This window comes from Nostoc sp. JL31, assembly GCF_017114965.1.
Taxonomy (GTDB): Bacteria; Cyanobacteriota; Cyanobacteriia; order Cyanobacteriales; family Nostocaceae; genus Nostoc; species Nostoc punctiforme_A.
On the sequence record NZ_JABXKO010000108.1, the window covers coordinates 69,172 to 94,734 of the forward strand.

The 25,563-nt window shown below is 43.4% G+C and carries 29 protein-coding genes and 4 pseudogenes; 17 read left to right on the top strand and 16 right to left on the bottom strand.

The genetic code is table 11. The features are described 5' to 3' along the window. The first annotated feature begins 78 nt into the window (after window positions 1-78). Window positions 79-987 (top strand): SDR family oxidoreductase, encoded by a 909-nt coding sequence (locus tag HWQ43_RS27095; protein ID WP_292739421.1) that lies wholly within the window; start codon window positions 79-81, stop codon window positions 985-987. A gap of 26 nt (window positions 988-1,013) precedes the next feature. Here the strand turns inward: HWQ43_RS27095 and HWQ43_RS27100 are convergent, their stop codons facing one another. From HWQ43_RS27100 to HWQ43_RS27120, 5 genes are all read right to left on the bottom strand, one after another. Then, window positions 1,014-1,166, bottom strand: coding sequence for a hypothetical protein (locus HWQ43_RS27100; protein WP_292739423.1), 153 nt, complete (start codon window positions 1,164-1,166; stop codon window positions 1,014-1,016). 61 nt (window positions 1,167-1,227) lie between these two features. Continuing rightward, window positions 1,228-1,527, bottom strand: a complete 300-nt coding sequence (locus tag HWQ43_RS27105) for an SRPBCC domain-containing protein (protein WP_292739425.1) — start codon at window positions 1,525-1,527, stop codon at window positions 1,228-1,230. Next, complete coding sequence (locus HWQ43_RS27110) at window positions 1,527-1,730, bottom strand: SRPBCC domain-containing protein (protein ID WP_292739428.1); 204 nt, start codon at window positions 1,728-1,730, stop codon at window positions 1,527-1,529. The genes HWQ43_RS27105 and HWQ43_RS27110 overlap by 1 nt, the downstream gene beginning before the upstream one ends. Further along, a complete protein-coding gene (locus tag HWQ43_RS27115; RefSeq protein ID WP_292739429.1) occupies window positions 1,723-2,064 on the bottom strand; it encodes a metalloregulator ArsR/SmtB family transcription factor in 342 nt (113 codons plus the stop codon). Before HWQ43_RS27115 ends, HWQ43_RS27110 begins: the two co-directional genes overlap by 8 nt. A gap of 572 nt (window positions 2,065-2,636) precedes the next feature. Continuing rightward, window positions 2,637-2,849, bottom strand: a complete 213-nt coding sequence (locus HWQ43_RS27120) for a hypothetical protein (RefSeq protein WP_292739431.1) — start codon at window positions 2,847-2,849, stop codon at window positions 2,637-2,639. 210 nt (window positions 2,850-3,059) lie between these two features. Here HWQ43_RS27120 and HWQ43_RS27125 point away from each other — a divergent pair, with 210 nt between their 5' ends. Further along, window positions 3,060-3,413 carry a GFA family protein gene (locus HWQ43_RS27125; RefSeq protein WP_292739495.1) on the top strand — a complete coding sequence of 118 codons (354 nt, stop codon included), beginning with the start codon at window positions 3,060-3,062 and terminating at the stop codon, window positions 3,411-3,413. Between the two features lie 495 nt (window positions 3,414-3,908). Continuing rightward, entirely contained in the window at window positions 3,909-7,292 is a 3,384-nt protein-coding gene (gene treS / locus HWQ43_RS27130) for a maltose alpha-D-glucosyltransferase (RefSeq protein WP_292739433.1), read from the top strand. Between the two features lie 114 nt (window positions 7,293-7,406). On the opposite strand, the gene HWQ43_RS27135 is transcribed toward treS, so the two are convergent. Further along, entirely contained in the window at window positions 7,407-7,562 is a 156-nt protein-coding gene (locus HWQ43_RS27135; RefSeq protein ID WP_292739435.1) for a hypothetical protein, read from the bottom strand. A 486-nt stretch (window positions 7,563-8,048) separates the two neighbouring features. Next, window positions 8,049-8,423, bottom strand: a complete 375-nt coding sequence (locus HWQ43_RS27140; RefSeq protein ID WP_292739437.1) for a hypothetical protein — start codon at window positions 8,421-8,423, stop codon at window positions 8,049-8,051. A gap of 261 nt (window positions 8,424-8,684) precedes the next feature. Between HWQ43_RS27140 and HWQ43_RS27145 the strand changes: the two genes are divergently transcribed. Beyond that, a complete protein-coding gene (locus tag HWQ43_RS27145; protein WP_292739439.1) occupies window positions 8,685-9,002 on the top strand; it encodes a hypothetical protein in 318 nt (105 codons plus the stop codon). Window positions 9,003-9,050: 48 nt separating this feature from the next. After that, on the top strand, window positions 9,051-9,380 hold the full coding sequence (locus HWQ43_RS27150) for a hypothetical protein (RefSeq protein WP_292739441.1): 330 nt from the start codon (window positions 9,051-9,053) through the stop codon (window positions 9,378-9,380). 441 nt (window positions 9,381-9,821) lie between these two features. Here HWQ43_RS27150 and HWQ43_RS27155 read toward each other — a convergent pair whose 3' ends face one another. Both HWQ43_RS27155 and HWQ43_RS27160 read right to left on the bottom strand, forming a co-directional pair. Beyond that, window positions 9,822-10,721 carry an aldo/keto reductase family oxidoreductase gene (locus tag HWQ43_RS27155; RefSeq protein ID WP_292739443.1) on the bottom strand — a complete coding sequence of 300 codons (900 nt, stop codon included), beginning with the start codon at window positions 10,719-10,721 and terminating at the stop codon, window positions 9,822-9,824. A gap of 153 nt (window positions 10,722-10,874) precedes the next feature. After that, complete coding sequence (locus tag HWQ43_RS27160) at window positions 10,875-11,840, bottom strand: NADP-dependent oxidoreductase (protein ID WP_292739445.1); 966 nt, start codon at window positions 11,838-11,840, stop codon at window positions 10,875-10,877. A gap of 417 nt (window positions 11,841-12,257) precedes the next feature. On the opposite strand from HWQ43_RS27160, the gene HWQ43_RS27165 reads away from it, so the two are divergent. Further along, window positions 12,258-13,058 carry an AraC family transcriptional regulator gene (locus HWQ43_RS27165; protein ID WP_292739497.1) on the top strand — a complete coding sequence of 267 codons (801 nt, stop codon included), beginning with the start codon at window positions 12,258-12,260 and terminating at the stop codon, window positions 13,056-13,058. 169 nt (window positions 13,059-13,227) lie between these two features. On the opposite strand, the gene HWQ43_RS27170 is transcribed toward HWQ43_RS27165, so the two are convergent. The 7 genes and pseudogenes from HWQ43_RS27170 to HWQ43_RS27200 all read right to left on the bottom strand — a co-directional run bounded on the left by HWQ43_RS27170 (window position 13,228) and on the right by HWQ43_RS27200 (window position 17,359). Next, window positions 13,228-13,482: a hypothetical protein gene (locus HWQ43_RS27170; RefSeq protein ID WP_292739447.1), complete on the bottom strand. Its 255-nt coding sequence runs from the start codon at window positions 13,480-13,482 to the stop codon at window positions 13,228-13,230. Window positions 13,483-13,546: 64 nt separating this feature from the next. Further along, on the bottom strand, window positions 13,547-14,293 hold the full coding sequence (locus HWQ43_RS27175) for an IS4 family transposase (RefSeq protein WP_292739449.1): 747 nt from the start codon (window positions 14,291-14,293) through the stop codon (window positions 13,547-13,549). A gap of 57 nt (window positions 14,294-14,350) precedes the next feature. Beyond that, window positions 14,351-14,500: a hypothetical protein gene (locus tag HWQ43_RS27180; RefSeq protein ID WP_292739451.1), complete on the bottom strand. Its 150-nt coding sequence runs from the start codon at window positions 14,498-14,500 to the stop codon at window positions 14,351-14,353. Between the two features lie 28 nt (window positions 14,501-14,528). After that, window positions 14,529-15,999, bottom strand: a pseudogene (locus HWQ43_RS27185) (IS66 family transposase). A gap of 33 nt (window positions 16,000-16,032) precedes the next feature. Then, entirely contained in the window at window positions 16,033-16,197 is a 165-nt protein-coding gene (locus tag HWQ43_RS27190) for a hypothetical protein (RefSeq protein WP_292739453.1), read from the bottom strand. A 300-nt stretch (window positions 16,198-16,497) separates the two neighbouring features. Beyond that, window positions 16,498-16,809: an ATP-binding protein gene (locus HWQ43_RS27195; protein WP_366932918.1), complete on the bottom strand. Its 312-nt coding sequence runs from the start codon at window positions 16,807-16,809 to the stop codon at window positions 16,498-16,500. Further along, window positions 16,769-17,359, bottom strand: a complete 591-nt coding sequence (locus HWQ43_RS27200) for an HNH endonuclease (protein ID WP_292739455.1) — start codon at window positions 17,357-17,359, stop codon at window positions 16,769-16,771. Before HWQ43_RS27200 ends, HWQ43_RS27195 begins: the two co-directional genes overlap by 41 nt. Between HWQ43_RS27200 and HWQ43_RS27205 the strand changes: the two genes are divergently transcribed. From HWQ43_RS27205 to HWQ43_RS27255, 11 genes and pseudogenes are all read left to right on the top strand, one after another. Next, window positions 17,337-18,947: a non-ribosomal peptide synthetase gene (locus HWQ43_RS27205; protein ID WP_292739457.1), complete on the top strand. Its 1,611-nt coding sequence runs from the start codon at window positions 17,337-17,339 to the stop codon at window positions 18,945-18,947. The two genes, HWQ43_RS27200 and HWQ43_RS27205, sit on opposite strands and share 23 nt — an antisense overlap. 22 nt (window positions 18,948-18,969) lie before the next feature. Then, a pseudogene (locus HWQ43_RS27210) lies at window positions 18,970-19,860 on the top strand (polyketide synthase); the annotation flags it as partial. Between the two features lie 102 nt (window positions 19,861-19,962). Then, a pseudogene (locus tag HWQ43_RS27215) lies at window positions 19,963-21,163 on the top strand (IS4 family transposase). A 2-nt stretch (window positions 21,164-21,165) separates the two neighbouring features. Then, window positions 21,166-21,426, top strand: a complete 261-nt coding sequence (locus tag HWQ43_RS27220) for a transposase (RefSeq protein WP_292739459.1) — start codon at window positions 21,166-21,168, stop codon at window positions 21,424-21,426. Between the two features lie 98 nt (window positions 21,427-21,524). Then, window positions 21,525-21,782 (top strand): annotated as a pseudogene (locus tag HWQ43_RS27225) (hypothetical protein); the annotation flags it as partial. Between the two features lie 133 nt (window positions 21,783-21,915). Continuing rightward, window positions 21,916-23,301 carry a calcium-binding protein gene (locus tag HWQ43_RS27230; RefSeq protein WP_292739461.1) on the top strand — a complete coding sequence of 462 codons (1,386 nt, stop codon included), beginning with the start codon at window positions 21,916-21,918 and terminating at the stop codon, window positions 23,299-23,301. Next, window positions 23,282-23,959, top strand: coding sequence for a hypothetical protein (locus HWQ43_RS27235; protein ID WP_292739463.1), 678 nt, complete (start codon window positions 23,282-23,284; stop codon window positions 23,957-23,959). The genes HWQ43_RS27230 and HWQ43_RS27235 overlap by 20 nt, the downstream gene beginning before the upstream one ends. A gap of 58 nt (window positions 23,960-24,017) precedes the next feature. Next, complete coding sequence (locus HWQ43_RS27240; protein WP_292739465.1) at window positions 24,018-24,623, top strand: hypothetical protein; 606 nt, start codon at window positions 24,018-24,020, stop codon at window positions 24,621-24,623. Window positions 24,624-24,630: 7 nt separating this feature from the next. After that, window positions 24,631-24,918 carry a hypothetical protein gene (locus HWQ43_RS27245; RefSeq protein WP_292739467.1) on the top strand — a complete coding sequence of 96 codons (288 nt, stop codon included), beginning with the start codon at window positions 24,631-24,633 and terminating at the stop codon, window positions 24,916-24,918. 15 nt (window positions 24,919-24,933) lie between these two features. Beyond that, window positions 24,934-25,098: a hypothetical protein gene (locus HWQ43_RS27250; RefSeq protein ID WP_292739468.1), complete on the top strand. Its 165-nt coding sequence runs from the start codon at window positions 24,934-24,936 to the stop codon at window positions 25,096-25,098. Window position 25,099: 1 nt separating this feature from the next. Further along, window positions 25,100-25,531, top strand: coding sequence for a Uma2 family endonuclease (locus tag HWQ43_RS27255; protein WP_292739501.1), 432 nt, complete (start codon window positions 25,100-25,102; stop codon window positions 25,529-25,531). The last annotated feature ends 32 nt before the right edge of the window (window positions 25,532-25,563 follow it).

Below are 25,563 nucleotides of genomic sequence, written 5' to 3' on the forward strand. Positions count from 1 at the left end.
TTCAGCTTATGCTGCATAAAGATGGTTTGGAGTCATCGATTTCTTTAAGCTACCTCGCAGGATTTAAGGAGGTCAATTATGCAGCTATTGAAGAATAAAATTGCGCTTGTAGTTGGGGCAACACGCGGTGCAGGTCGTGGCATTGCTGTGGAACTTGGTGCAGCAGGGGCAACCGTTTATGTCACCGGACGCACCACTCTTACTGTGCGTTCGGAATACAACCGCCCTGAAACGATCCAAGAAACGGCGGAATTGGTAAACCAGGCAGGTGGGAAAGGAATCGCGGTTGTAGTCGATCATTTAGACCCAAAACAGGTACAGGCGCTTGTTGCTCGTGTTGAGCAGGAGCATGGTCGTCTGGATGTTCTAGTCAACGATATTGGTGCAGAATATCTGGCGGAGTTCAACAAGCCCGTGTGGGAGCTTTCTTTGGAGCGAGGATTACGGATGCTAAGACTAGCGATCGACACCCACCTGATCGCTAGCCACTTTGCATTGCCGCTGTTGATCCAGAAACCCGGTGGATTGGTGGTCGAAATTACCGATGGTACTGCCGAATATAACGGCAAAAACTATCGGCTGTCGCTGTTCTACGATCTTGCTAAAACCTCGGTAATTCGCATGGCGTGCGGATTGGCGCAAGAACTTAAACCGCATCAATGTACTGCCGTAGCGCTGACTCCGGGCTGGTTGCGCTCGGAACTCATGCTCGATCATTTTGGTGTGAGTAAAGCCAACTGGCAAGACGCAACAGCAAAGGAACCGCACTTCATCATTTCTGAAACGCCCCGCTATGTTGGGCGTGCAGTTGCTTATCTAGCTGGCGATCCACAAGTAGTGCGCTGGAATGGCCAATCGCTTTCCAGTGGGCAACTAGCACAGGTTTATGACTTTACCGATCTTGATGGCTCTCAACCCGATGCGTGGCGCTACATTCATGAAGTGCAGGACGCGGGTAAACCTGCTGATGCGACCGGATATAGGTAATGCTCAAGTCACAACACATCGCATTTTCAACCTCGCTTTATTGCGCTTGGCTCCATGTAAATAATTTCCCAAATATGACGGTTTAACTCAGCAAACCCGTGTCCGTACATAAAACTGTGGTCTTGTGGTTCATTGTAGGTTGCTCCACTGGCGGCAAATGCAGGGAGCAACCATCGCATCAACTTTTTCTCCGCTTGATGAAGATAAACATACAAGCACCTCATCCCTAGTAAGAGAGACTCAAGCTTTCGCCAAAAACTCATCTAGGCAGTCAAAAGTGGAGTTCCACCCTTCGATCACACCCATCTGTTCATGCTTACGCCGATCCTCAATAGACTGATGCATAATCTGGAGCGTGAGTTTGGTATTGCTATCTAAATCCTCGAAAATGGCTGTTACAACCATTCCCTTTGGTAAATCAGTATTTACGACTTTTTCAAAGCCTTCATCAAATTCATCACTGGTAACAATCCTCTCAAAGGGTACGATTTCGCGAAAAACACCTTTGGCCGGGTACTCCCTGCCGTCTGGGCCAGTCATCACGTAGCGCCATTTCCCGCCTGGACGCAGCGCAGATCCATCTCAATCACACGGGTTGTGAAACCTTTGGGTCCCCACCACTGCGCTATATGTTTCGGATCAGTCCATGCTTTAAACACAACTTCGCGCGGCGCTTTCAAGATGCGAGTAATGACGAGCTCACGTTGGGATTGAGCATCAATGGAATCATTTTTGTTACTCATCTTGTTCCTCCTGGGTTTGTAATTCTTGCAGGTAATCATCAAGCCTAGAGAGCCTCTGTTCCCATAATTGGCGATATTGCTCAATCCAATCCGCCGCTTCTTTGAGCGGCTGTGCTTGAATCTGGCATGGTCGCCATTGAGCTTCGCGACCCCGCACAATCAGTCCGGCACGCTCTAGTACCTTTATATGTTTGGAGATTGCAGGAAGACTCATCTTAAAAGGCTTGGCTAACTCACTTACCGATGCCTCACCTTTGGCGAGGTGAGCCAGAATTGCACGCCGCGTAGGATCAGCAAGGGCAGCAAAGGTAAGGCTCAGTTGCTCGGTAGACATTTTTATTTAACCTAATGGTTAATTAACTACTAGGTTAAATGTACTATTGGATCATGTCAAGCCCCCACTTAAGGGAAATCCAAGAAATAAAATGCCCGTTTGGGCAATATAGTTGTACTGCGTAACACTTAGTGCTTCACCACACAAACTTTGCGTGGTGGCAAGCTCTTGGGCAGAGGTGCAAAGGGGCAGGGGTGAATGGCACTAATAAAAGCGTAAATCCCTTGTATTCCTGGATGAAAGAGTGTAGAGAATTAAGAAGATGTTGTACTATGTGACATACTCGCATTTAATTGTCTTAAATACTACATTTAATAATCTACCTCCAACATCCTGCCCTCACTGTTTTTTACAAAATGATTTTGGTACGCACAATGCCAAAGTTATTGTTCTTGTTGCCATAAATAAAGACATTGATAGCCATAGTAAATGACTATTATGGAAATACCTTGCTGTAATTGCTGATGGAAAAAAACCGATTACAGTGGCTTTCAGCATAGCTTGACGAAGTGTATGACCTTGAGTCAACCCTAGAAAATAACCGTCTAGCGCATAAGCGACTGAGCCAAAACCTAAAACTGGTAACAACCAAGGTACAACTTGAGGATTTGCTGTGTAGGCAATCGCCCAATTACACCCGATCGGGGTTTAAGAAGAACAGCACCGTCAAGCGTTGTTTTCTGCCTGTAGGGTTGCCTAACAAGCACCAAAAAAACACCCCTCGGTTTGCTGCAAAATACTTCCCAATTTTGGGCACGATTTGCGACAACAGTATTTGATTCCATATTGCTTTCTCTTCCTTTTTTTGTATTTGCAGATAATTCATCAAATATTATTGTTAGTTAAGAATGAAGATAAATAGAGAACGGAGGCGGCAGATCGTGAACGACTGGAATTTGCCTTGGGAGGCCGGATGTCGTTGTGGACAGATACGGCTTCAGGTGAGTGCCCCGCCTCTGCTGACGATGGCTTGCCACTGCACAGGTTGCCAGCGAATGACTGCCAGCGCTTTTTCTTTAAGCGTTGCGATTCCAAGCATAGGGTTCTCCGTACTGAAAGGTCAGCCGACCATCGGCGGTTTGCATAGCGCGACTCGCCATTACTTCTGCCCACACTGCATGAGTTGGATATTTACTCGGCCTGAAGGAATGGACGAGTTCGTTAACCTTCGTGCGACGATGCTAGACGATGCCTCATGGTTCACGCCTTTCATCGAAACCTGGACGAGGGAAAAGCTGCTATGGGCGACGACCTCTGCGGTTCATAGCTTCGAGACCCTGCCCAAAGAAGAAGACTATGCTTCCCTGATAGAAGAATACGCCAAGCAAGCGTCGAAACCTACACTATGACGAACTGTTCTGGAACGGATTTACGACTGGCTCTCGGTACCAACACTCACAAAACTGCTTCCCTCTTCATACTAATGGCGACTCTTGGAGACGCTCTGCGCGTTCGGCATCGCTTGGCCATTTCTATGTACTGACTGAAGAATAATTCTACTTCCTGGTTGATGCGTCAGACCAGTTTTAGAGTTAATTTTATTCACGTCTGGAAAATTTTTAGTTCTCTGTTATTTTCTCCAATTTTGGGATTTGTTCTAGCAGGGGATCTGCTGTATTACAGCTTTGCAACCTAAAATTTTAAATAAAATATAGATATGTATATATACACAGGTTGTATGATTATTTATCACTAAATACTAAATATCGCTCGTTTGGTAATTTTATAACTTTAGTAAGAAAATGTATATATTACTCGTGTAAGTTAAATCAGCTGATAATCTTAGCCATCGTATCAAGTAAAAATATAGTTCTATTAGATATGCGATCGCATATCTTCTTAAAATGCCAAACTCCAACTTCAAAGATGACTCCTTATGGTTCAAAAATGCAATTATCTACGAACTAGGTGTTCGCACCTTTGCAGACAGTAATGGTGATGGTATTGGTGATTTTCCAGGGCTGACAGAAAAACTAGACTATTTACAAGATTTAGGTATTACTGCCATTTGGTTGTTACCTTTTTTCCCTTCACCACTCAGAGATGATGGTTACGATATTGCCGATTACACTAGTATCAATCCTATCTATGGCACGCTAGAAGACTTTAAAGCGTTTTTGAGGGCTGCTCATCAGCGCGGTATTCGTGTAATTATTGAGTTAATTATTAACCATACCTCTGACCAACATCCTTGGTTTCAAAGGGCACGTCGCGCCCCGAAAGGCAGTCAGGAGCGAGATTTTTATGTTTGGAGTGATACTCCTGAGAAATACCAAGAAGCGCGAATTATCTTCCAAGATTTTGAGACATCTAACTGGGCTTGGGATTCAGTTGCCCAAGCTTATTGCTGGCATCGTTTCTATTCCCATCAGCCGGATTTGAATTATGACAATCCCTTGGTGCGCCAAGCAGTATTTGATGTTTTAGATTTTTGGTTGGAGATGGGTGTAGATGGGCTACGCATGGATGCTGTGCCTTATCTATACGAACGGCAAGGAACGAACTGCGAAAACTTACCCGAAACCCATGCGTTTTTAAAGGAGTTGCGATCGCACATCGACGCGAAATTTCCTAACCGGATGTTACTAGCTGAGGCGAACCAATGGCCTGAAGATGCAGCTCAATATTACGGTGCGGGTGATGAGTGTCACATGAACTTTCATTTTCCCCTAATGCCGCGCTTGTTTATGGCACTACGGATGGAAGATAATTTTCCGATTGTAGATATTCTCCAGCAAACTCCATCGATTCCTGATAAATGTCAGTGGGCATTGTTCCTCCGCAACCATGACGAACTGACTCTAGAAATGGTGACAGATGAAGACCGCGATTTTATGTATGGGGCCTATGCACAAGACCCAATGATGCGGGTAAATTTAGGCATCCGCCGCAGATTAGCGCCGCTTTTGGGCAATGACCGCCGCCAAATTGAGTTACTCAATAGTTTACTATTATCTTTGCCAGGAACTCCCGTACTTTACTACGGTGATGAAATTGGCATGGGAGATAATGTTTATCTAGGCGATCGCAATGGTGTTCGCACACCTATGCAGTGGAGTTCTGACCGCAACGCTGGTTTTAGTCGCGCCAACCCGCAACGCTTATATCTACCCGTCATCGTTGACTCAGAATATCACTACGAAGCACTCAACGTCGAGGCACAACGGACTAATACCAATTCTCTCTGGTATTGGATGAAACGTTTACTCGCTACTCGCAAACGGTTTGCGGCATTGGGTGAAGGGCGTTTTGAATTGGTACAGTCTAATAATCGCAAAGTTTTTGCCTTCAGCCGGATTGCTTCTGAAGAATATGTCTTGGTAGTCGCAAATTTATCTCGTTATGTGCAAACGGTGGCGTTAGATTTATCAACCTTCAATGGGCTAATACCAATAGAAATTTTTGGTTCCACTGAGTTTCCAGCGATTACAGAATCGCCCTATTTCCTCAGCTTAAGTCCTTACGGGTTTTACTGGTTCTCCTTACAACGTAAACCTAGCTTGACTCAATCTCTTAAACCCCAAGCAGACTTAGCAACTCTGTCGGTAAATGGTTCATGGCAGAATGTGATTGGGCAACGAGAGTCAAAAACCATTCTAGAATCAACACTGCGGGATTACCTCTATACCTATAGCTGGTTTGGCGGTAAAACTCAGACTGTACAATCAGTACAAATCATTGAAGCGATTTCTTTACCCTATAACCAGCAGATAGCTCAAATTGTTTGGTTGCAGGTAGATTATATCCAGGGAAACCGCGAAACATATCTGTTGTTTCTCGCTTATGCAGAAGGTGAGCAAGCAAAACATCTTTTGGCAGAAATGCCGCAAGCTGTGATTTCACGGCTTGCGGCGCAAGGCAAAATAGATACTCCTCCATCCAATACTCAAGAAGTTGGAATTTTATTTGATGCTTTAGCAGACAAAAACTTTCTTACCTCACTGCTAGATGCGATCGCTAATCATCACTCTTATAAAGGGATAACCGGAGAATTATTTGGCACTACTACAGATTCATTCTCCCAATTGCGCCAAGAGTTAACTAATAGCGAGCCGACTGTCCTAAATAAAGAAGAACACACTTATATAGTTTATGGCGATCGCTTGTTGCTGAAACTCTTCCGTAAAGTCGAGGAGGGTTTGCACCCAGATTTAGAAATCCGGCGTTTCCTATACCAGAAAAAACGCTTGCAACACTCAGTTTTGCTAGCTGGTGCTTTAGAGTACCGCCGTGCAAGAAAAACAGGCAATAACACTGCCCTACCTACAACTATAGGCATATTACAAGAATTTATTTTAGATACCCGTAGTGGCTGGGACTACACTCTTGACAGTTTGCAAAAGTATTTTGATTTAGTGACCACAGAACACGCCACTATTACCGAAGTACCTCTGACATCGGGTTCTTTGTTGGATTTACAGAGAATTGAAATTCCAGAATTGGCAATTGCAACTATCACTTCTTACCTACAAAGTGTTGAACTGTTGGGTAAATCCACAGCCCAATTCCATACAGCGCTGGCTACAAATATAGATAGCTCAGACTTTGCTCCAGAATCTTTTTCATCGCTATATCAACGTTCGATATATCAAAATGCACGTAACCTAACCGGGCAAGTATTTCGCTTGTTAAAAGAACGAATAGAGCGCTTGCCGAACAATACTCAACCATTAGCATTAGAAGTTCTTAATAGACAACAGGAAATTTTAGAACGCTTTCAGTCAGTTGTTAGACAAAAAATTACTGCATTGCGGACTCGTTATCATGGAAACTACCAATTGGGGCAAGTATTTTACACAGGAAAAGACTTTTTGATTACTGATTTTGAAGGCAAAGCAGATCGCAGTTTAAGCGAACGACGCATCAAGCGATCGCCTCTACAAGATGTAGCAGGAATGTTGCTATCTTTCAACTATGCAATTAACGAGGCTCTGGGCTATCAAAAAGAATCTGGGATGATCCTGCCTGAAAATTTACCCCTTATAGAACAATGGGGACAGTTTTGGTATACCTGGGTCAGTACTAGCTTTTTGAACTCTTATTTAGAAACTGCTAATCAAGAATCTTTCCTTCCAAACACAAGAGAAGAACTAGATGTGCTGCTTTTTGCCTATCTTCTAGAACAAGCAATTGATGCACTAGGCTATGAACTAAATAATCGCTCTGATTGGGTAAAAATTCCACTCCAATTTATTCTGCAATTATTAGACATGTCCAGAAATATATAACCCTTTTTGTGTAAGGGTTTTAGAGAAAATTTGTATGTCTCTAAAGAACCTAACAATAAGGATTTGATATAGTTGCTGATAATTTATAGGTTAAAGAATTACTCAGTACCCTCACTATTGATGAGCGTTGCGGCGTGATGCTGGAGTTTGAGGGTCGTCTTGACCCTGACAATATTTGCTCAACTGGTGACAGATGCCCCACAGTGGACTGAATGGATGGGGTGATTTTTCGGCACAGATTGCGATCGCTAAAAGGTCAGTTCCTCCCAAGCAAAAAAAACTAACTTTTTTACTTGTATATTCAACTTCATAATCTCAAACAAATACACCCACTTTCGTGCGTTCACATACAAGTTACGGGAGCAACCTGGATCTCAATTGGACTAGTGTCTTGATTTGGGACGAGAAAAAACCAAGAGCAGATTCTGACCAATTAAAACTCTTATACCATGTCAAACTAAAAGACAAAGTGTTAACGGAGGTTTTTAAAGATAGATTCTGTAGCCCAACTTGAGTCAGGATGGCACGATAGCGCACTTGAGAGCATTATAAATATAGTCAGAGCGCCCGATGGTGATTTTGAGAGTATTGGCAACCTCGCAAATACTATTGCTGATTTGCATAGCTTACAAAAAATAAATGCGGCTTGGATGCAAATTTAGTATGGTGTTGAGCAGAGGAGCAGAGGGGAAAGAACTTATACAAGGATTTTCCTCTGCACCCCCTGTACCCATGACTTCTTCATCGTGCTAATGACTATCTAAAAAGCGTTATCTCATCGTTTTTGTGGACATTTACGACCTCATCCATAATTCGGGCGCTCATGTGCGTGAGAGCTAAAACTGATTCTTCTTTGATGCTAGTTAAGCGGACGTATGCGATAGTTTCTTCTGGGTTGAGTCCAGCCACAACAATTCTATCCATTGGCAGTAAATCATTACTTGTCGGCAATGCGTAGCTTGCTACTTTAAGTAAAGTACGTGTTGTCGGGTGAGCTAAATAATTAATTACAACGCAACCAATTCCATATTTTTTAGACATTGAGCGATAAAACTGCCCAACGGTTAATTGTTGAAATTGGCTGTCAAATGCACTTGATTTTTGTTTTTTGGCTGATTTGTTTTTGGACATTGCCACACTATAAGTGTTTTTTATCAAGCGAACGATTCAGTAACTTAATACTACTTTTATTCTAATCTCTGTTAATACTTTTTACCGTTCTTATAAACAGGTGATATAGTTAAACAAATTAACTTTTTCAATAATTTTAATAAAATCTGTAGCCTTAATTTAATATATTAAAGTAGACATCAACTCAAGTATAATGTTTCCAATTCTGGAACAATTAAAATCAGGAATACTGCCAAATAATTTAGTTGTTGAGAAACTAAATTGTTTGGGAGTTTAGATGTTAATTGTTATTTATTTCATCAAAGAGTAACTGATAAGCAAAATGAGAAATATCAGCTTACTTATAAATATCTTGGCGAGTCTCACTTTCAGTTTAATGGTAAGGAAATTACACAGTTATTACCTGCTGTACTGTTACTCGAAAATTTGAATCTGTTGCAGTTTCTTACACCAGACGTTCAATTGCGGGGCAGTGACGAGAAGATGGTGGAGTTTAAAGCGCTGGCTGTAAAGCATCGGCACGTTATCAAAAATTACTTGAATGTGACTATCTCGGAAAAACTTACTTCCATAGCGTAGGCGTAGCCCGTCGTAGACATCGCTCAGAAGTTACTTGCCAAAATTGATTTGAAGTTGGATTATGTCGGTCGATTGGGCAAGCGTGAAAATCGGGAGTGTGTTTATCAATTCGTTGCCCCTGATAACCAGCGTGATTCGATTTTTTGGCAGTGGTTAAATCGGGACGAACTGTTTCTTAGTGAGTCGGTGTCAGTCACGGACAATATAGAGTTACAAACACCAGGTATTGACACGGAATCTCTTGATATTCCCCAAACATTAGATGAGGCTGTTCAGGGGTGGAAGGGGCTGAAGCTGAAATTGCAGCAAGGTTTGGACAGCGCTGGTCAGTTCTACACTGAGTTAGTCTCCAAGGAAGGCGAGGCTGAGGTTTTTTAATTCAAAATGCTCCCATTCAAAATGCAAAATTAATTTTGAATTACTAATTTTGAATTTTGAATTGGAGCGTTCGCGCAGCGTCTCCAAGAGTTGCGACTCACCTTACTGGAATGGGTATTTGGGGCAGTGGCTCTTTTTGGGTTAACTTTGGGAGCGACTGTAGGTCTGTGGTGTGCAATTGGCTAGTGGGGGTGTAGGTGATGTAGCTTGGGGATATCGCTAAACGTCACCTCACTACCAAAATTGATTTTGTTCATACGAATACGAATGCGAGTCAGGCGTTGGCGAAATAGCTGCCTTCATGAAAGTGCTATGCGATCGTGATACCTTGTCGAACTCAATATAAAGGTGCTTCAGTGTCCATATGAGTACGTTCGGTAAATATTGGTATCCTTCTTGTGCCAAGAGTTTGTCAAGCAGTTTGTGTCAAAGCTCAAATTACTAACTGAAGCGATCTGCCAGCGGTTTTGCTGCGATCGCGTTCAGGTCAGCCACCGTTTGCTGCTCCAGTTGCAGCACCGCAGCTTTGACATTCTGACGTAAATGCTCAACCGATGACGTGCCGGGAATCAGCAAGATATTGGGGGAGCGCTGAAGCAACCATGCCAGCGCTACTTGCATCGGTGTTGCGTCTAAAGACTTGGCGGCGCTTTCAAGTACCGAAGATTGTAGCGGCGTGAACCCGCCCAGCGGGAAGAACGGCACATAAGCGATGCCCTGCTGTGCGAGGTCGTCAATGAAAGCGTCATCTTCCTGGTGTGCCACGTTGTACTGGTTCTGCACACAGACAATCTGCGTGATCGTTTGCGCCTCTGCCAACTGCGTAGGCGTGACATTGCTCAAACCGAGGTGACGAATTAATCCCTGCTTCTTAAGTTCGGCTAAAGTCGTCAGCGGCTCGACCAGAGAACTCTCCGATGGTCCGTGACCGTCACCCATCAAGCGGAGATTGACGACATCGATCGTATCGAGTCCAAGGTTACGCAGGTTGTCGTGAATCGCTTCAGTCAGATCCTGCCGCGACATTGCAAGAACCCATGAGCCATCTTCAGGACGACGCGCTCCAACCTTGGTTACAATTACCAAATCTTCGGGGTAGGGATACAGCGCTTGTCGGATAATCTGATTCGTGATGTGAGGTCCGTAGAAGTCGCTCGTATCGATGTGATTAATGCCAAGTGAGATCGCTTCGCGCAAAACGGCAACGGCTGCATCCACATCTCGTGGCGCACCCCATACATTCGGACCCGCGAGTTGCATAGCACCATAGCCTATGCGCTTCATTGTGATTGAGGTGTTCGGCAGCGTAAAATTGCCGCCAAGGTTCGTTTGCTCAGACATATCGTTACTTTCTCCAAGAATTTTTTAGTGATTTAACGAAAGCAATACAGCATCATCTCCCTGACTTTTTGAGGGTTTTCTTGAGATGCTTTCATTCTGTACAGGGTTTGTTGAGAGTAGAGTTATTGTAAAAGCTGGAAATTCAATCAACTCTTATTCGCCGCTCACGCGCAACACGATTTTGCCCAGATAGTGCTGTTTCATCGCTGACTGCGCTTGTGCGGCCTCTTCCAGCCCAAATGTCTGCGCGATGTGAACTTGAAACTCACCCATATCGATCAATCGGTTGAGTTGATCTAACAACATCCGGTTGGCGAACCCATTTGCTTTCTTGAGTTCCACACCGTCGGGTGCTAATGGTTCGGGCATCACGCCATTAGGAAAGGCGATCGTTCCGCCCTGACGTACCAAACTCAGCGTGGATTGAACGGTGTCGCCGCCCACCAGCACCAGCGCGATATCGAAGCCATCGGGCGCAAAGGCACGGGCGCGTTGCACAACGTCGTCGCTATGTCCGTCTACTGCTTCATCCGCCCCCAACTGCTTAACCAAAGCTACACCGTCTGCACCCGATGCGATCGCGAAAACGTTCGCGCCCATGCGTTTAGCCAGTTGTAGCGCAACGTGACCGACGCCACCGCTCGCGCCCCACAGCATCAATTTGGTTTTGTTGCCTGTCCCCGACACTTGCAAATTACTGAGTGCCGTTACACCAGCAATGGGTAGCCCGCCCGCCATCAACATATCGAGACCATCGGGCATCGGCGCGACCGTCTCTTCAGAGACGACGACGTATTCTGCATAGCTACCGCCCTTGTCGTTCATGAAGCTCTGGGCGTAAACGCGATCGCCAACAGCAAAACGCTCTACGCCATCGCCAATCGCAACAATAGTGCCTGCACATTCGCCGCCCAGTACACGCGGAAAGTGAACTTTGTTATACACCAGTTCACCTTCCCGCTCCAGCGCATCCCAGCCGCCAACTCCGGCAATCTCGATGCGAATCAAAACTTCGCCCGCGTCTACTGTAGGCACGGGTAAGGTGTGCAACGTCAGCTTGTCAGCATGACCGAACTCGTCAACCGCCATTGCTTTCATTTGTTGGGGAGTATTTTGCATAAATAGGTTCTCCTGCTAATTGCTTGAGTTGTTATTGATTGGTTTAGAGGCGTAAAACTGCTAACAAAGTTTGTTTGGACGAATTGCCATTTTCTCCAAAAAGTTTTTAATCGTTTAAGGAAAGCAATGCGGCATTGTTCTGTTGGACTCTGTAACGTTTGAGATGCTTTCATCCTACAAATTTGATCCAGCGTTTCCAATGCCTAAAGCTCTTTAATCTTTGCCTATTTCTCCAACGTGGATAACTTGAAGGCATTCTATAATCGTGTAGGGCGTTGAATGAATTGAGGTTTTACCATGACAGTCAAAATTCCCAATTCTGATGTCGTTGCAGAGCAGTGCCAAGCGCTGGCGACATTAGTAGCGCGGCACACCGAACCCAATGGCATCCGGATCTATCCAACTGCGATCGCACCCTTGAGCCTTTCGCGATCGGATGCATCCTCTACCATCATCTACCAAGATTATCAACCGGGTCTCGCCCTTCTCGTTCAAGGCAAGAAAGACATGGTGTTGGGGAAAGAAACGTATACTTATGAGGCAGGGCAATGTTTTGTTGTCTCAGTTGATCTTCCCCTCGGTAGATGTATTGTTGAGGCGACACCCGATCAACCGTATTTAGGATTAAAGCTGACTCTAGATTCAATGCAGCTCTGTGAGATGGTTGCTCAAATGAATTTCAGTTCGGGGAAGAAAGAAAACTCTGTCCGAGGCTTATTTGTAAGCAACGCTGATGCCACGTTGCTCGACTGTGCCCTTCGACTCACTAAGCTCTTAGATACACGCCAAGATATTCCCATGCTGGCACCGATGATGATTCGGGAAATCTACTACCGTCTGCTAATGGGAGAACAAAGTGAAGCCGTGCGCCAAATTGCTACATCCGGCAGCAGTATGCAGCGGATTGCTTCAGCGATCAAACGGATCAAATCTAACTTTACTCAGCCGATGCGAGTCGAGGACTTAGCAAAGCAAGTGAGAATGTCTACTTCGTCGTTTCATCAGCATTTCAAGCAAGTGACCTCAATGAGTCCACTTCAATATCAAAAGCAGTTAAGACTGTCAGAAGCCCGTCGCCTGATGCTGACGGAAGGTTGCGATGCCACCTCTGCTGCCTATCAGGTTGGATACGAAAGTCCCTCACAGTTCAGCCGAGAATACTCCCGCTTGTTCGGTGCACCACCGATGCGAGACATCGAACGGTTACGATCAACTTGACTTGAACTTCTTGACAGATTTCCCATTGATCATCTGTTTGGCTTGCTCTAGCTTCTGCTCTGGCCCACCTGTGATCGCTTCAATCTAGCGGGGTAGCCTTCGTAGCAGTGAGCTGGAGTTTAAGGATCTTGACCCGAATGGCACTAAGAAAAGCCAAAACACTTGTGGTTTAAGCAGTTTGCAATTGCTTGCGTAATTCATGCCGGGGTTTGGTCATCAAGGGATAAGCTTTTGGGCGACGTTTCCGAACTTGTGGTTCACTTCTTGCGGGGCGATCGCTCACAGCCTTGTGAGCAATAACTTTAAGTAAAGTGAAATAAATTTGAAGACGTTTTTGAGAAAAAGCGGCTAACAATTGGGGAATAAAGTTATTTAAATGATGGCGAGTACCTTGCTTTCGATTTGCGTAATGGAGAAGTGCCATAAGTAGTACCTGCCGACCACATCAAACTACGAAGTAGATTGTAAGCCAGCAAATAAACATAAATTTATTTACGTACCATAGAAGGAGTTTTACAGCGCAAAACATCCATTCCTAGAGTAGTTTTTAGATGTCTCAAATCTAGTTCAACATCCCAACGTTTACCGTAAAGCCCAACAATATCCAAAGTAGAATAAGTTGTTTTATCTAGGAGAGTAGTAATTAAACTAACTTGTTCAGTACGAAAGCCAGGAACAACAATGTAATAATAAATCTCTCGCACCGTTCTGTTTGAAGGTAAAGCATAAAATTCATCTTTACTCAATCCTTGTGGACATTTTTTAGGCTTATACCAAGTTACCATCTTGTCACAACTCCCAATAATTTTGCCTTTACGCATCGTGGTTTTTCGGGCTTGGTGTTTCCTAAAAACTGCATCACTATTTATATTTTTAATAGAAATAAAATCGGCATAAGCGCAAAATGCTCTATCTCCCAAAAGAATATCTAATGGATTAAGAAACTGATATAACTTCCTAGCTAATTTTATATCATGCGTGTTCAGAACATCTATGCATAGTGCAATAGCGGCTCCAGTAGCTAAACTGAATATCACACTGATTTTCGCAATTGGGAATCCACATCCAGATGCTTGAGTAGAAGGTTGAGGATATTCTTTCTGGTTCTCTACAGTGTCAGGCATGGACACAGTTGAACCATCTATTACCAACACATTTCGATCACGCCATAAATGTTCTGTTACTACCCTTTTTTCTAAGCTTTCTCCAGATTGAATAAAAAGTTTTTCTAACAACTTTTCTGGTAATCTAGACCGCGCTTGACAATACGCGCTTGTATCAGTTGATGGAATTTATACTCTTTCCCCTGCCAAATAAGCAATGACTTTACTCACTGCATGATGGCAACTTTTGTCGCTATCTAAAACTTGAGATAAAAATGCCCAGACTGTTACTATTGGGTCAAATAATCGCTGATAATATCTAATTTTTAGCTCTTTCATCGCTTCCTCAATTAGTAAGGATTCAGGTCTAATATTTAGGAAGTAGAGATGGGGGAGACAGATAATTATTAGAATCAACCAGTAGTGCTTGTACAAAAAAAATCAATAATAGACTTGCCTTGACGACGACAAGTCTGCACCACCGTCAATAAATCGGCAGTGTGTTGAAATCGCTCCATTGAACGAGAGTCGCCACTGACTTTACGTTTTGTGACAGCTAGGCGAAGCGATCGTTCAGCCTGATTGTTATCAGGAGGAACTTCAGGATAGTCAAGGAAATACCACCACTGATGAGCTTTATCTCGTAAAGAACGTAAAAGGTTTCCTGCCGTAGCTCCTGCCTTGCCAATCCACTGATTGAGTGAGGATTGCAACTTAGATTTGAATTGATTGACCCAATCGTTGTAACTGGTTGAGTCAAGAGTCTCAAACCACTGAGCATAATTTATAAAAGCTTCATCAATCAAATTAACAAACGCTTCACCAATAGCTTGGTTGTGAAGTCCTGGAATTAAGATTAATTTTTTGAAGTGACGACGTAGATGAGCCAAACATTTCTGTTGAGCGTTAACTGGATAACCATTGTAAACACTAAAATCGTCACTGTTGAGTACCCCTTGATACTCAGTTCCTAAGATGGCTTCTAACTCGGCGCGAGAGCGTGTATCAGCAGCAGTAAATAAACAAAAATGCGGATTAGCAATTACCCATAACCATTCTTTTAAACCTTTAACTGGCCACGGAGTTTCATCCACATGGATATTCGGTTGCTCCTGCTGTACCCAGTCTCTCAACTCCAAAATACTCGGTTCAATGGCTTGAGTAATTCGCTCATTGGTGCGAACTAGAGTCCCAACTCCAATATCAATTTGACCCAGTTCCCACAACATCTCTTGTTGTTTTTCGTAAGGCAAATGTGCGTAATTACCCATCCATCCTAAAAATGCTTGAAGTCTCACACCCAAATCTTGTCCTGGTACGATCTCAGGCGACCAGTCAGCGCTTTGTAATGTCCCACAATACTGACACAATAAAGTATGGCGATGATACTCCACTACTTCTATTGGACATTCCACCAACTGTGCTACTTGTTGAAAATCAACTTTTATTGGTTGGAGGATAAATTCTGCTTGACCACAACAACATATTTGTGGGCGAAGTATTTCATAACGGTCTACTCTGTCAAACCCTTTATGGGTCTTCCCTTTATGTCCTACTTGCCCCCCTGGAGAGCGTTTCGGGCTATCTGTCAATGATTCAGTTTTGGATTTGTTCTTTTCTGATTTTTTGAGCAGGTCAGTTGATGGTGGTTTTGATGAAGTCTTGCTATCTAGATTAGCTATGACACGAAGCTTTTCTATCTCTTGTTTGAGTTCTTGGATAGATTCGAGTAACTTTCTGTTCACTTGAGCCTGCTGAATAAGCATCTCCACCAGTTCTTCTTTGGGCAACTGGCTCAAACTTTCTCGGTCTAATTCTTCAGGCTGGCTTTGGTTCATATTTGTGATACTCACCCTCAAGTGTCCTCCTTGTCAATACTCTGCCACCTGAATCCTTACCTCAATTACACTTGCTGGTAATAGCTCTTTAAAAGGCAATCCCAAACTTTGATTAAATTTATCCTTGAGGATTTTTACTCGTAGTGTCACAGTAGTAGTAGTTATATTGGCTTGCTCGTCTTCAAGAAAGTATTTCATGAACGAGTAAGCTTTTCCTATCTAAAATAAATTTTGGGCAAACCGTACATTTGATTCCACAGTCTCTGCCAGGCACAGCGATGGTGTACCCGCCATGAGTCGGTAGCTATGCAGTTCACCGGAAGCAAAGCGTACTCTCAACGTTCATTCTGCGAGCGATGGCTACGGCGGCAAGCTACGCAGGCATTGCATCCTAAACTTTCACCTCTTCCATCCCAAGACTTTTATTCATTCTTCAATAGCTTTAAAATCTGTAGTGCTTATCCTGCATAGCTTAGAGCTTTTCTTAGTGCCATTCGGTCATAGTGTTTCTACTCTCACAATGATTTCTGTTCCTTGCCCAAGGTGGCTTTGAATCGTCAATTCTGCCCCAATTCTTTGAGCGCGTTCGGTCATTCCGAGTAATCCAAAGCCCCGACCGACCGACAGACTACTGCCTTCAAATCCTTGCCCATTGTCTTTGATATGCAAGACGATCTGCGTAGGCGTAGCCCGCCGCAGGCATCGCTCCGCCGGTCGCAGGCATTGCTCATACCGCAACTCAACGCAGATTTCGCTGGCATTTGCATACTTAAATGCATTGGTTAACGCTTCTTGTCCAATGCGAAACAGATTCGTTTACTTGGGTTTTATGTATCTGCTTATGACACGCTTTGTGCAGGTGCTGAAGGTTTTCCATGTCATCTGTTCCTCCTTCTGCCACAGGTACTATGTGATGGATGTCGATTTCCTCTCCATTGAATAAAGGTTCGCCACATAATGGACATTTCCATTTCTGGTTTTCCGCTATCTTGTATGGCTTGGAGGCTTTATCAAGGCGAGATTTACCATGTTTTTGGTGGCGTTTTTCCCAGTACTCTTTTAATGAAGGGTCGTCGGGGCTTGCGTCGCCTTTTACCTTTATATGGCGTTCGATGGTCGTTTTTTCTATTTGATATAAGATAAGTTCTTTATCCTTACGTCTGCGGTCGCTTGTTGTACAAGCGAACGTCCATCTGTTACCTTTAATGGTTTTAAAGTAACGCTTGCGAATCCACTTTGTATTTTTGCTGGGGTGTCTACGCTTAGACCACCGCCAAAGGTATTGCCACACTCGATGTGATATGTAGCTAAAGGTTTCTTTGCAGCGATCGCTCGAAATGATTATTGGACTTTTGGGCATCCTCAAGGCTGGTGGAGCATACTTACCACTAGACCCAACATTACCAAAGGAAAGTCTTGATTTCCGGTTGCAGGATGCTCAAGCGTCATTGGTCATTAATTTAGACACTGATTGGAACATGATTGCTCAGTACGACGATGATAATCCCAACAGTGAGGTAACGACTGAGAATTTAGTCTATGTAGTGTTTACCTCTGGTTCCACTGGCAGACCAAAGGGAGTAGCCATTGAACACCAGCAACTAGTTAATTACCTCAATAGCATCACAGAAAGATTAAATCTACCCGCAGCACCTAGCTTCGCTAGTGTTTCCACCTTAGCCGCAGACTTGGGTAACACCGTTATCTTTCCTTCTCTTTGCACAGGTGGCACTTTGCATATCATATCCTCCCAGCGAGTTGCTGACTCAGCAGCTTTAGCTGAATACAACCGCCAACATTCCATCGACTGCCTGAAAATTGTCCCCTCCCACCTTGCCAGTCTCCTAGCATCTGCTCCATCTCAGTCCATTCTGCCTCGCCAAAGACTGATCCTGGGAGGTGAAATTGCAACTTGGGATTTAATCGAGCAGATTCAGCAGCAAGCACCAGATTGCTCGATCTTCAATCACTACGGCCCAACAGAAGCTACCGTGGGTGTTACTACCTTCGCCGTTCAGAATAACCAAGCTAGTCATAATTCAAAAACAGTTCCACTAGGTCGTCCACTGGCGAATATACAGATTTATCTGTTAGATCGGCAGATGCAACCCGTACCCATTGGTGTACCAGGTGAATTGTATATTGGTGGAGCCTCTTTAGTTCGGGGTTATTTAAATCGACCCGAACTAACAGCAGAGAGATTTTTAGCCAACACCTTTGGAAATTCAAAATGCGATCGCCTTTACAAAACTGGTGATTTAGCACGTTACCTACCTGATGTCAACATTGAATTTATCGGACGGCTAGATCATCAGGTAAAAATCCGGGGCTTCCGGATTGAACTCTCCGAGATTGAGACGGTGCTGTGTGAACATCCAGAAGTACAACAAGCTGTGGTTTTGCTGCGAGAAGATAAGCGGTTGATTGCCTATATTGTTCCTAAGCAAAAACAGACACCCAGTGTTAGTAATATGCACAGGTTTCTGAGAGAAAAACTGCCGGAATATATGATGCCCTCGGCTTTCGTGATTCTCAAAGTGCTGCCACTAATGCCAAATGGAAAGGTGAACCGCAGTGCGTTACCAGAACCAGATGGTTATCGCCCAGAATTAGAAGCAACTTATCAGCCACCTCAAACTGAGATAGAAGAAGCGATCGCTATTATCTGGCAAGAGGCACTGAATGTTCAAAAAGTTGGCATTGATGATAACTTCTTTGAACTCGGTGGACATTCATTACTCATTGTGCAAATTCATAGCAAACTGAAAAAACTTTTTAATCAAGATTTATCCATAACTGATTTATTTGAACATCCTACTATCAGTTCTTTAGTAAAGTTATTGAATAAAGAAAAAAGCGAAGAATCTTCTTTAGAAGAAAGCCATAACAGAGCTAGAAGTCGGATGAATGAAAGACAACTAAGAACCCAGTTTCGGCAAAAACTTTAAATTAAAAAATCTGGACTGAAAAATGAAAAACAATTTAGAGGCTTCAGAAATTTTTAATGAGATAGCCATTGTAAGTATAAATGGGCGTTTCCCAAAAGCCAAAAACCTGGAGGAATTTTGGCATAATTTACAGAATGGGGTGGAATCAATTTCGGTTTTTTCCAATATAGAACTGGAGTCTGCGGGTGTAGACAAAAGTATTCTGAATAACCCTAACTATGTTAAAGCAAACGCTGAACTGGAAGATGTAGAATTATTTGATGCTTCATTCTTTAATTATTCACCCAGAGCGGCAGAAATCATCGATCCGCAGCAACGCCTTTTCTTAGAAGTTGCTTGGGAGGCGCTCGAAAGTGCTGGCTACAATTCTGAAACCTATGAAGGTAGAATTAGTGTTTATGGTGGTGCCAGCGTTAGCAGTTACTTTTTATTGAATATTTTTTCTAACCCTGACCTAATAAAACTTGTCGGTTTTGACGAAATTAGACATAGTAATCGCCCAGATAACCTAGTTACACGAGTCGCCTATAAATTAAATCTAAATGGTTCAGCAATCACTGTCCAAACTGGTTGTTCTACTTCATTAGTCGCTGTACATTTAGCCTGTCAAAGTTTGCTAGATCGTGAATGCGATCTGGCCTTGGCGGGTGGAGTTTGCATATCTGGATCAGAAAAATCTGGCTATTTTTATCAAGAAGGAGGAATTTTGTCTCCCGATGGACATTGCCGTGCCTTTGATGCCAAGGCAAAAGGAACTGTCATCGGTGAAGGTGTAGGGATTGTAGTCTTAAAGCGATTAGAGGATGCGATCGCTGATAGAGATTGTATTCACGCTATTATCAAGGCCTCAGCGATTAATAATGATGGTTCTAAAAAAGTTGGCTACACAGCTCCCAGCGTCGATGGTCAAGCTCCTTAACGGGTGACAAGGTGGCTCAAGATGAGATGTGGTAAGAATTTGAGAAAATAAGGTGGTAAAAAAATAGGGGGAAGTAAACCCCCACAAAAAAATAAACTGTTACCACAATCATATCAAACTATCTTCCGCAAGCACTTGAGTGAACAGCAGTATCTGACACTAGAGTTATTGTTGTTACTGATACAAGCTCATCGACAAGTAAAGCTGTCAACATTGGCCAGCTTATTTCCGCAAGCAATTACATATGAAAGTCGAAAACGCAATCTACAAAGATTTTTAGTGGGAGGTAATCTCTGCGTGAAATTATTGTGGTTTCCCCTGATCAAATATTGGATCAGACAACAGAGAACAGGACATAAATTAAATCGAGAACAGCGACGTTATTTCGACAAGAAAAAGCATCAAAAATATGGTTATTGGATGGTGGCACTGGATAGAACTCTTTTGGATTGGGCGGAATGTATTTATGGTGACATTGGTATGGGGTACTCATGCCTTACCACTATATTGGGAAACATTAAATCATGTGGGAAACAGTAATTTACAAACGCAAAAACGATTGATAAATACGGCGATGAAGCTGTTGAAAAAATGTCGAGTTGTGGTGTTGGCAGACAGAGAATTTCATAGTCCTAAACTCGCTAAATGGCTTGATGATAAAGGAATCTACTTTGCTTTACGTCAGAAAAAAGACCTTCACTTCCAGTCACAACCAGGACTTGAATATCAGGTACTTAAAGACCAAGGTTTTCAGCCAGGAATGTCAAAGTTTTATGTGGGGGTTAAATGTGGTAAAGCGGATGAATTGGGTTTATTTAACATCGCTGTTTATTGGAAAAGGAAATACCGCAATAATGGCTCAAAACAGCCTTGGTACATCTTAACGAATTTACCAACTCTTCAACAAACTTTATGCCTCTATCGCTGCCGATGGGGGATTGAGCAATTCTTCAAAGATTGTAAGACGGGTGGTTATAACCTAGAAGATACCAAAGTGAATGAAACTCGTTTTTTAGCTTTAGTATTATTGATTGTAATTGCTTATAGTTTAGCTACAATGCATGGTCAACAGATGCAAAATCTAGGCATAGAAACTTATGCCGGACGTATTAAAGAACACAATGACCAGACCCCTCGCCACAGCGATTTTAGCTTTGCTCTTTACGGACAACTATGGATATATGGTATGGAATTATGGGCTGATTTAGCTCTCTTGTTAATGGCTCTCAAGCCTCACAAACGCCTATTTTTTCAACGTGGCTTTCAGGCTCTATCCCTTATGAAACAAGCGGTTTAACCATGTTGTCACCCGTTAAGGAGTTGAAATGGACTGAAAATATTATTCCTATCTGCCAACCTGCCTATTGTCCCCAACTCAATCCTATTGAAAGGTTTTGGCTTTTTCTCAAATCTCAAATTAAGGGTCAGGTATTCAACACCCTTGAAGAACTTCGCGATCGCCTCAACGAGGTTCTCAGTAAAATCACATCGGAACGTGTTATTTCTTTAACTTTTTATGACTTTATTCTTGAGGCTCTTTTCTATGCAGCTTCAATGTAAATTGATATTAACTGGCTCCTGACTTCTGGATTCTGTTTTCGCTGCCACTAACTCGTGGCTTTTTAAAGCTTGTCGAGATGACAGGTATGCATCCTGCGGCTGTTGAAGTTCCAGAGTTAACGGAGGAAGAACAACGCGATAAGCCTGACGGCATGGCTACGCTTACCGCCTACATTTAGAGCGCCTGCCGTGTGGAAAGAGCATTTTTTGAGACAGGGAAGGCGTTGGCAGAATTACGCGATTGCAGATACCGTTCGACCCACAAAACATTTGAGGAATATTGCCGGGATAGATTTGGTCATAGTTGTCGCCAGTCCTATCTTTTAATGGATGCGGCTGTTGTTTTTGATAACTTAGTTGGAAATTAATAAAGTTTTATAATTGCCCGTGGATTTTGCGTAAAATCCCAACCCAAGGGAAGATACCAGAATAGATATTTCCTATTTGAGCGATCGCGTTTACCCACATTAAAGACACACACTGAAAATCATGGAAATTATTACAGGTAGCGGCAACGACACTGTTATCAGACCAGTTTTTGCTAATGGTACAGTGTTTCGTAGCAATGACACTATCAGCACTGGTGCAGGCAACGACACAATTAACCCAGGACTGGGTAAAAATGACTATGTTGATGGTGGTGACGGTTTTGACCACCTGATTGTAGATTACTCTGCTGGTGATACGGGGGGCGGTATGTCTTTTAATAGTGGTGTTAACCCTAATTTAGGCACTGCTAATCGACATGAAAGCGGTTCTCTATTGGATTACATCGCCTTCAAAAATATTGAGAAATTCACCGTCATCGGTACTAGCAAAGATGACACCATCAAAACTTACTATGGAAACAATGTCATTAAAGCAGGTGCTGGTAATGATAGTGTGATTGCTGTTGCTGGCACTCTAGATGGTGGTTCAGGCTTAGACTACCTTACGCTTGACCTCTCCACACAAACGGCTAACCTCAATCTCTCCAATCTCTTAAATATCAATGTTTCTGGTGTTGTCACTGCCATTAATTTTGAGGGATTTTCTATCACTACAGGCAGTGGCAACGACATTGTTACCCATACTGGAATTGTTAACGGTGCTGTTCTTCGCACTAATGACCTAATCAAAACTGGGGCTGGTAACGACACCATTAACGCTGGACTAGCTGGTAGAAGTATTAATGATGGTGACACTGTTTATGGCGGTGATGGTATTGACCGCCTAATAGTGGACTATTCTGTTGGCGATACTGGTACTGGTATGCGTTTCAATGGTAGTAGTACTTATGGCACTGCTATACGACAAGTCAGCAGTACAGACAACACTCGTTTGGATTTCGTTGGTTTTCATAACATTGAGGAGTTCACAGTCACAGGCACTAGCAAAGATGACACCATCAATACTGTTGGTGGAAACGACATTATTAATAGTGGCGGTGGAAATGACATTATCAACGGTGGCAGTGGAAATGACACCATCAACGGTGGTGTGGGAAACGATACTATTGATGGGGGTGCAGGTAATGATAGTATGACTGGTGGCACTGGAAACGACACCTACATTGTTGACAGCATTGGAGATATCGTCACCGAAACCTCTACACTCAGTACTGAAGTTGATACAGTCAGAGCCTCCGTTACTTACACTCTGACAGCCAATGTAGAAAACCTGATTATGACAGGCTCAAACGCAAGTAACGGAACTGGTAATAGCCTAAATAATAAACTGACTGGTGAAGGTGTCGGTAACAATATCTTGAATGGTGGTGCAGGCAATGACACCCTTGATGGTGGTTATGGTACTGACACACTGAACGGCGATGCAGGCGATGACACTCTAATTGCCAATTTAGGCGCGGATGTAAATGAAGGGTGGCACTGGTAATGACACTTACATGGTGGGTGGCGTAGGTGATGAAATTATCATTGAGAACGCAAGTGAAGGAATCGATACCGTTAAAGCACCTTATATTTCTACTCAAGGATATACTCTAGAAGCTAATGTAGAAAACTTAATTCTGCTGGAAGGAGCTACTAATGGAACAGGCAATATTCTTGACAACGTTCTGACAGGTAACACAAGAGATAATACCCTCAACGGCGGAAGTGGTAAGGATACCTTAATTGGGGGGTTAGGTAATGACACCCTAATTGGTGGGGCAGGTGATGACGTTCTAACAGGTGGCGGTAATAACGATTTTTTCTTCTACAACACAAACGCTGCCTTTACCAGTGCAGCCATTGGCATTGACCGAATTACGGATTTCGTCAAAGGCAGCGATAAAATTATCCTGGATAAAACTACGTTTGCAGCCTTGCTTTGCAGGGCTGGTAATGGGTTTAGTATTGTTAATGAATTCGCCGTAGTTAGTAGCAATACTGGGGCTGCCATTAGCTCTGCCAAAATTGTTTATAACCAAAGCAGTGGGGAGCTTTTTTACAATCAAAATGGCATTTCGGCTGGCTTTGGAACTGGGTCAGAGTTTGCCAATTTAACTGGCAATATATCACTAACTGCATCAGACTTTGTAATCCAAAGTTAATCAGAAGCCAACCAAAACAATTACCAATTTGCAGTTTGCAATTCGCAGTTAATTATAATTGCGAATTGCGAGTTGCCCTGTTACTGCTGTTGAAGTTCCAGAGTTGACAGAAGAAGAACAGCGCGATCGCTTTCGCTTACATTTAGAGCGCCGTGTAGAAAGAGCGTTTTTTGAGGCAGGGAAGGCGTTAACGGAATTGAGGGATAGACGACTGTATCGATCCACGCATAAAACATTTGAGGAATACTGCTGCGATCGCTTTGGGCATAGTCGGCAACAATCAAATTATTTGATCGCCGCAGCTGGTGTTTACGAAAATTTGACAACCATTGGTTGTCAAAATGTGGCAGATGAGAATTTGACGACCAATGGATCACAAATTCTGCCCATGAGTGAGCGCCAAGTCCGATCAATGACCAAGCTGGAACCTCAACAACAGCATGAAGTGTGGCTAAGAGCAGTAGAACTTGCTGGTGGGAAAATGCCGACTGGTAGGATTGTGAAAGACATTGTGCAAAAAATAATGGAGAGAATTTTAGTACCAAACACCTACCAGATAGGTAAAGTGTGTCAAATCCTTTCAAAAGACAATCCCGAACTGAGAGGCAAAGGTGGCTGTTGGGCGATTGTCAGCGCAGTAAATGACTTGAGTTGCAGCATGTGAATGTGGGATGGCGAGTACGCCGTTGGGTTGCAACATCTTAAATCATTCAACTATCTGCCCCAGGAGTGTCAGCAGGTTCAGGAGATTAGGATCGCATCAGTCGGGTGTATTGCGATTCGCTGGAGGAGACAGTCAAAAGTCTGTTGCAGTCGTTGGGGAAGGTAAATCGGGCTTATCTTACTGCTGTGGAAGAGAAATTATTGACGCTTCTGGAGTCGGAGTATGGGAGAATACCCTGAACAATTTTGGCAATTTGGCATCCAATGGCTTTGGGTTGCAGTTTCAATGGAGTTAGCAACACAACGGGACAGTGAAGAAGTTGTACGAGGGAAAAGATAAAACTTCCCGCTTCTTGACATCCAGCTATGCCAGTTGTTTAGTTAGTGCTGTAGAACCCCTCTACATGATTCATACAGCGCTCAACAGAGTTCAGTTCCCACTCTACAACTGGCTAGAAATTAACAAAACTCAATAGAATCTCAGAAGATGTAGATAACTGGCATTTCTCTAAGAGCGATGCCTGCTTTGGGCTACGCTTACGCATCAGTAGATTGCAGAACCGTGAAAATTTGGAAAATGCCCCAGAACCTGCTCCCGATGTTGCGATTGTCAAACCTTTAGGTGAGGTCTACTTAGAACACCATCCTTACCCAGAAGATATCTTCTGGGTTATTGAATTTTCCAAAGCCATCCTGAGCAAAGATTTAGGTGACAAAAAAGACATTTATGCGGAGGCTGGTATTGTTGAATACTGGGTTGTGAACCTGAACACTCCGCAGTTAAAAGTATTTTGTGACCTAAAAAATGGGGAATACAAAACCGAACTGACACTAACCACAGGTACTATTTCACCCCTTTGCTTTCCTGATGTATCTGTCCAAGTTGAGTGTCTTATAAGTAAGACGTAGTACAACGCATCATGGAGCTTACCCAAGTACCC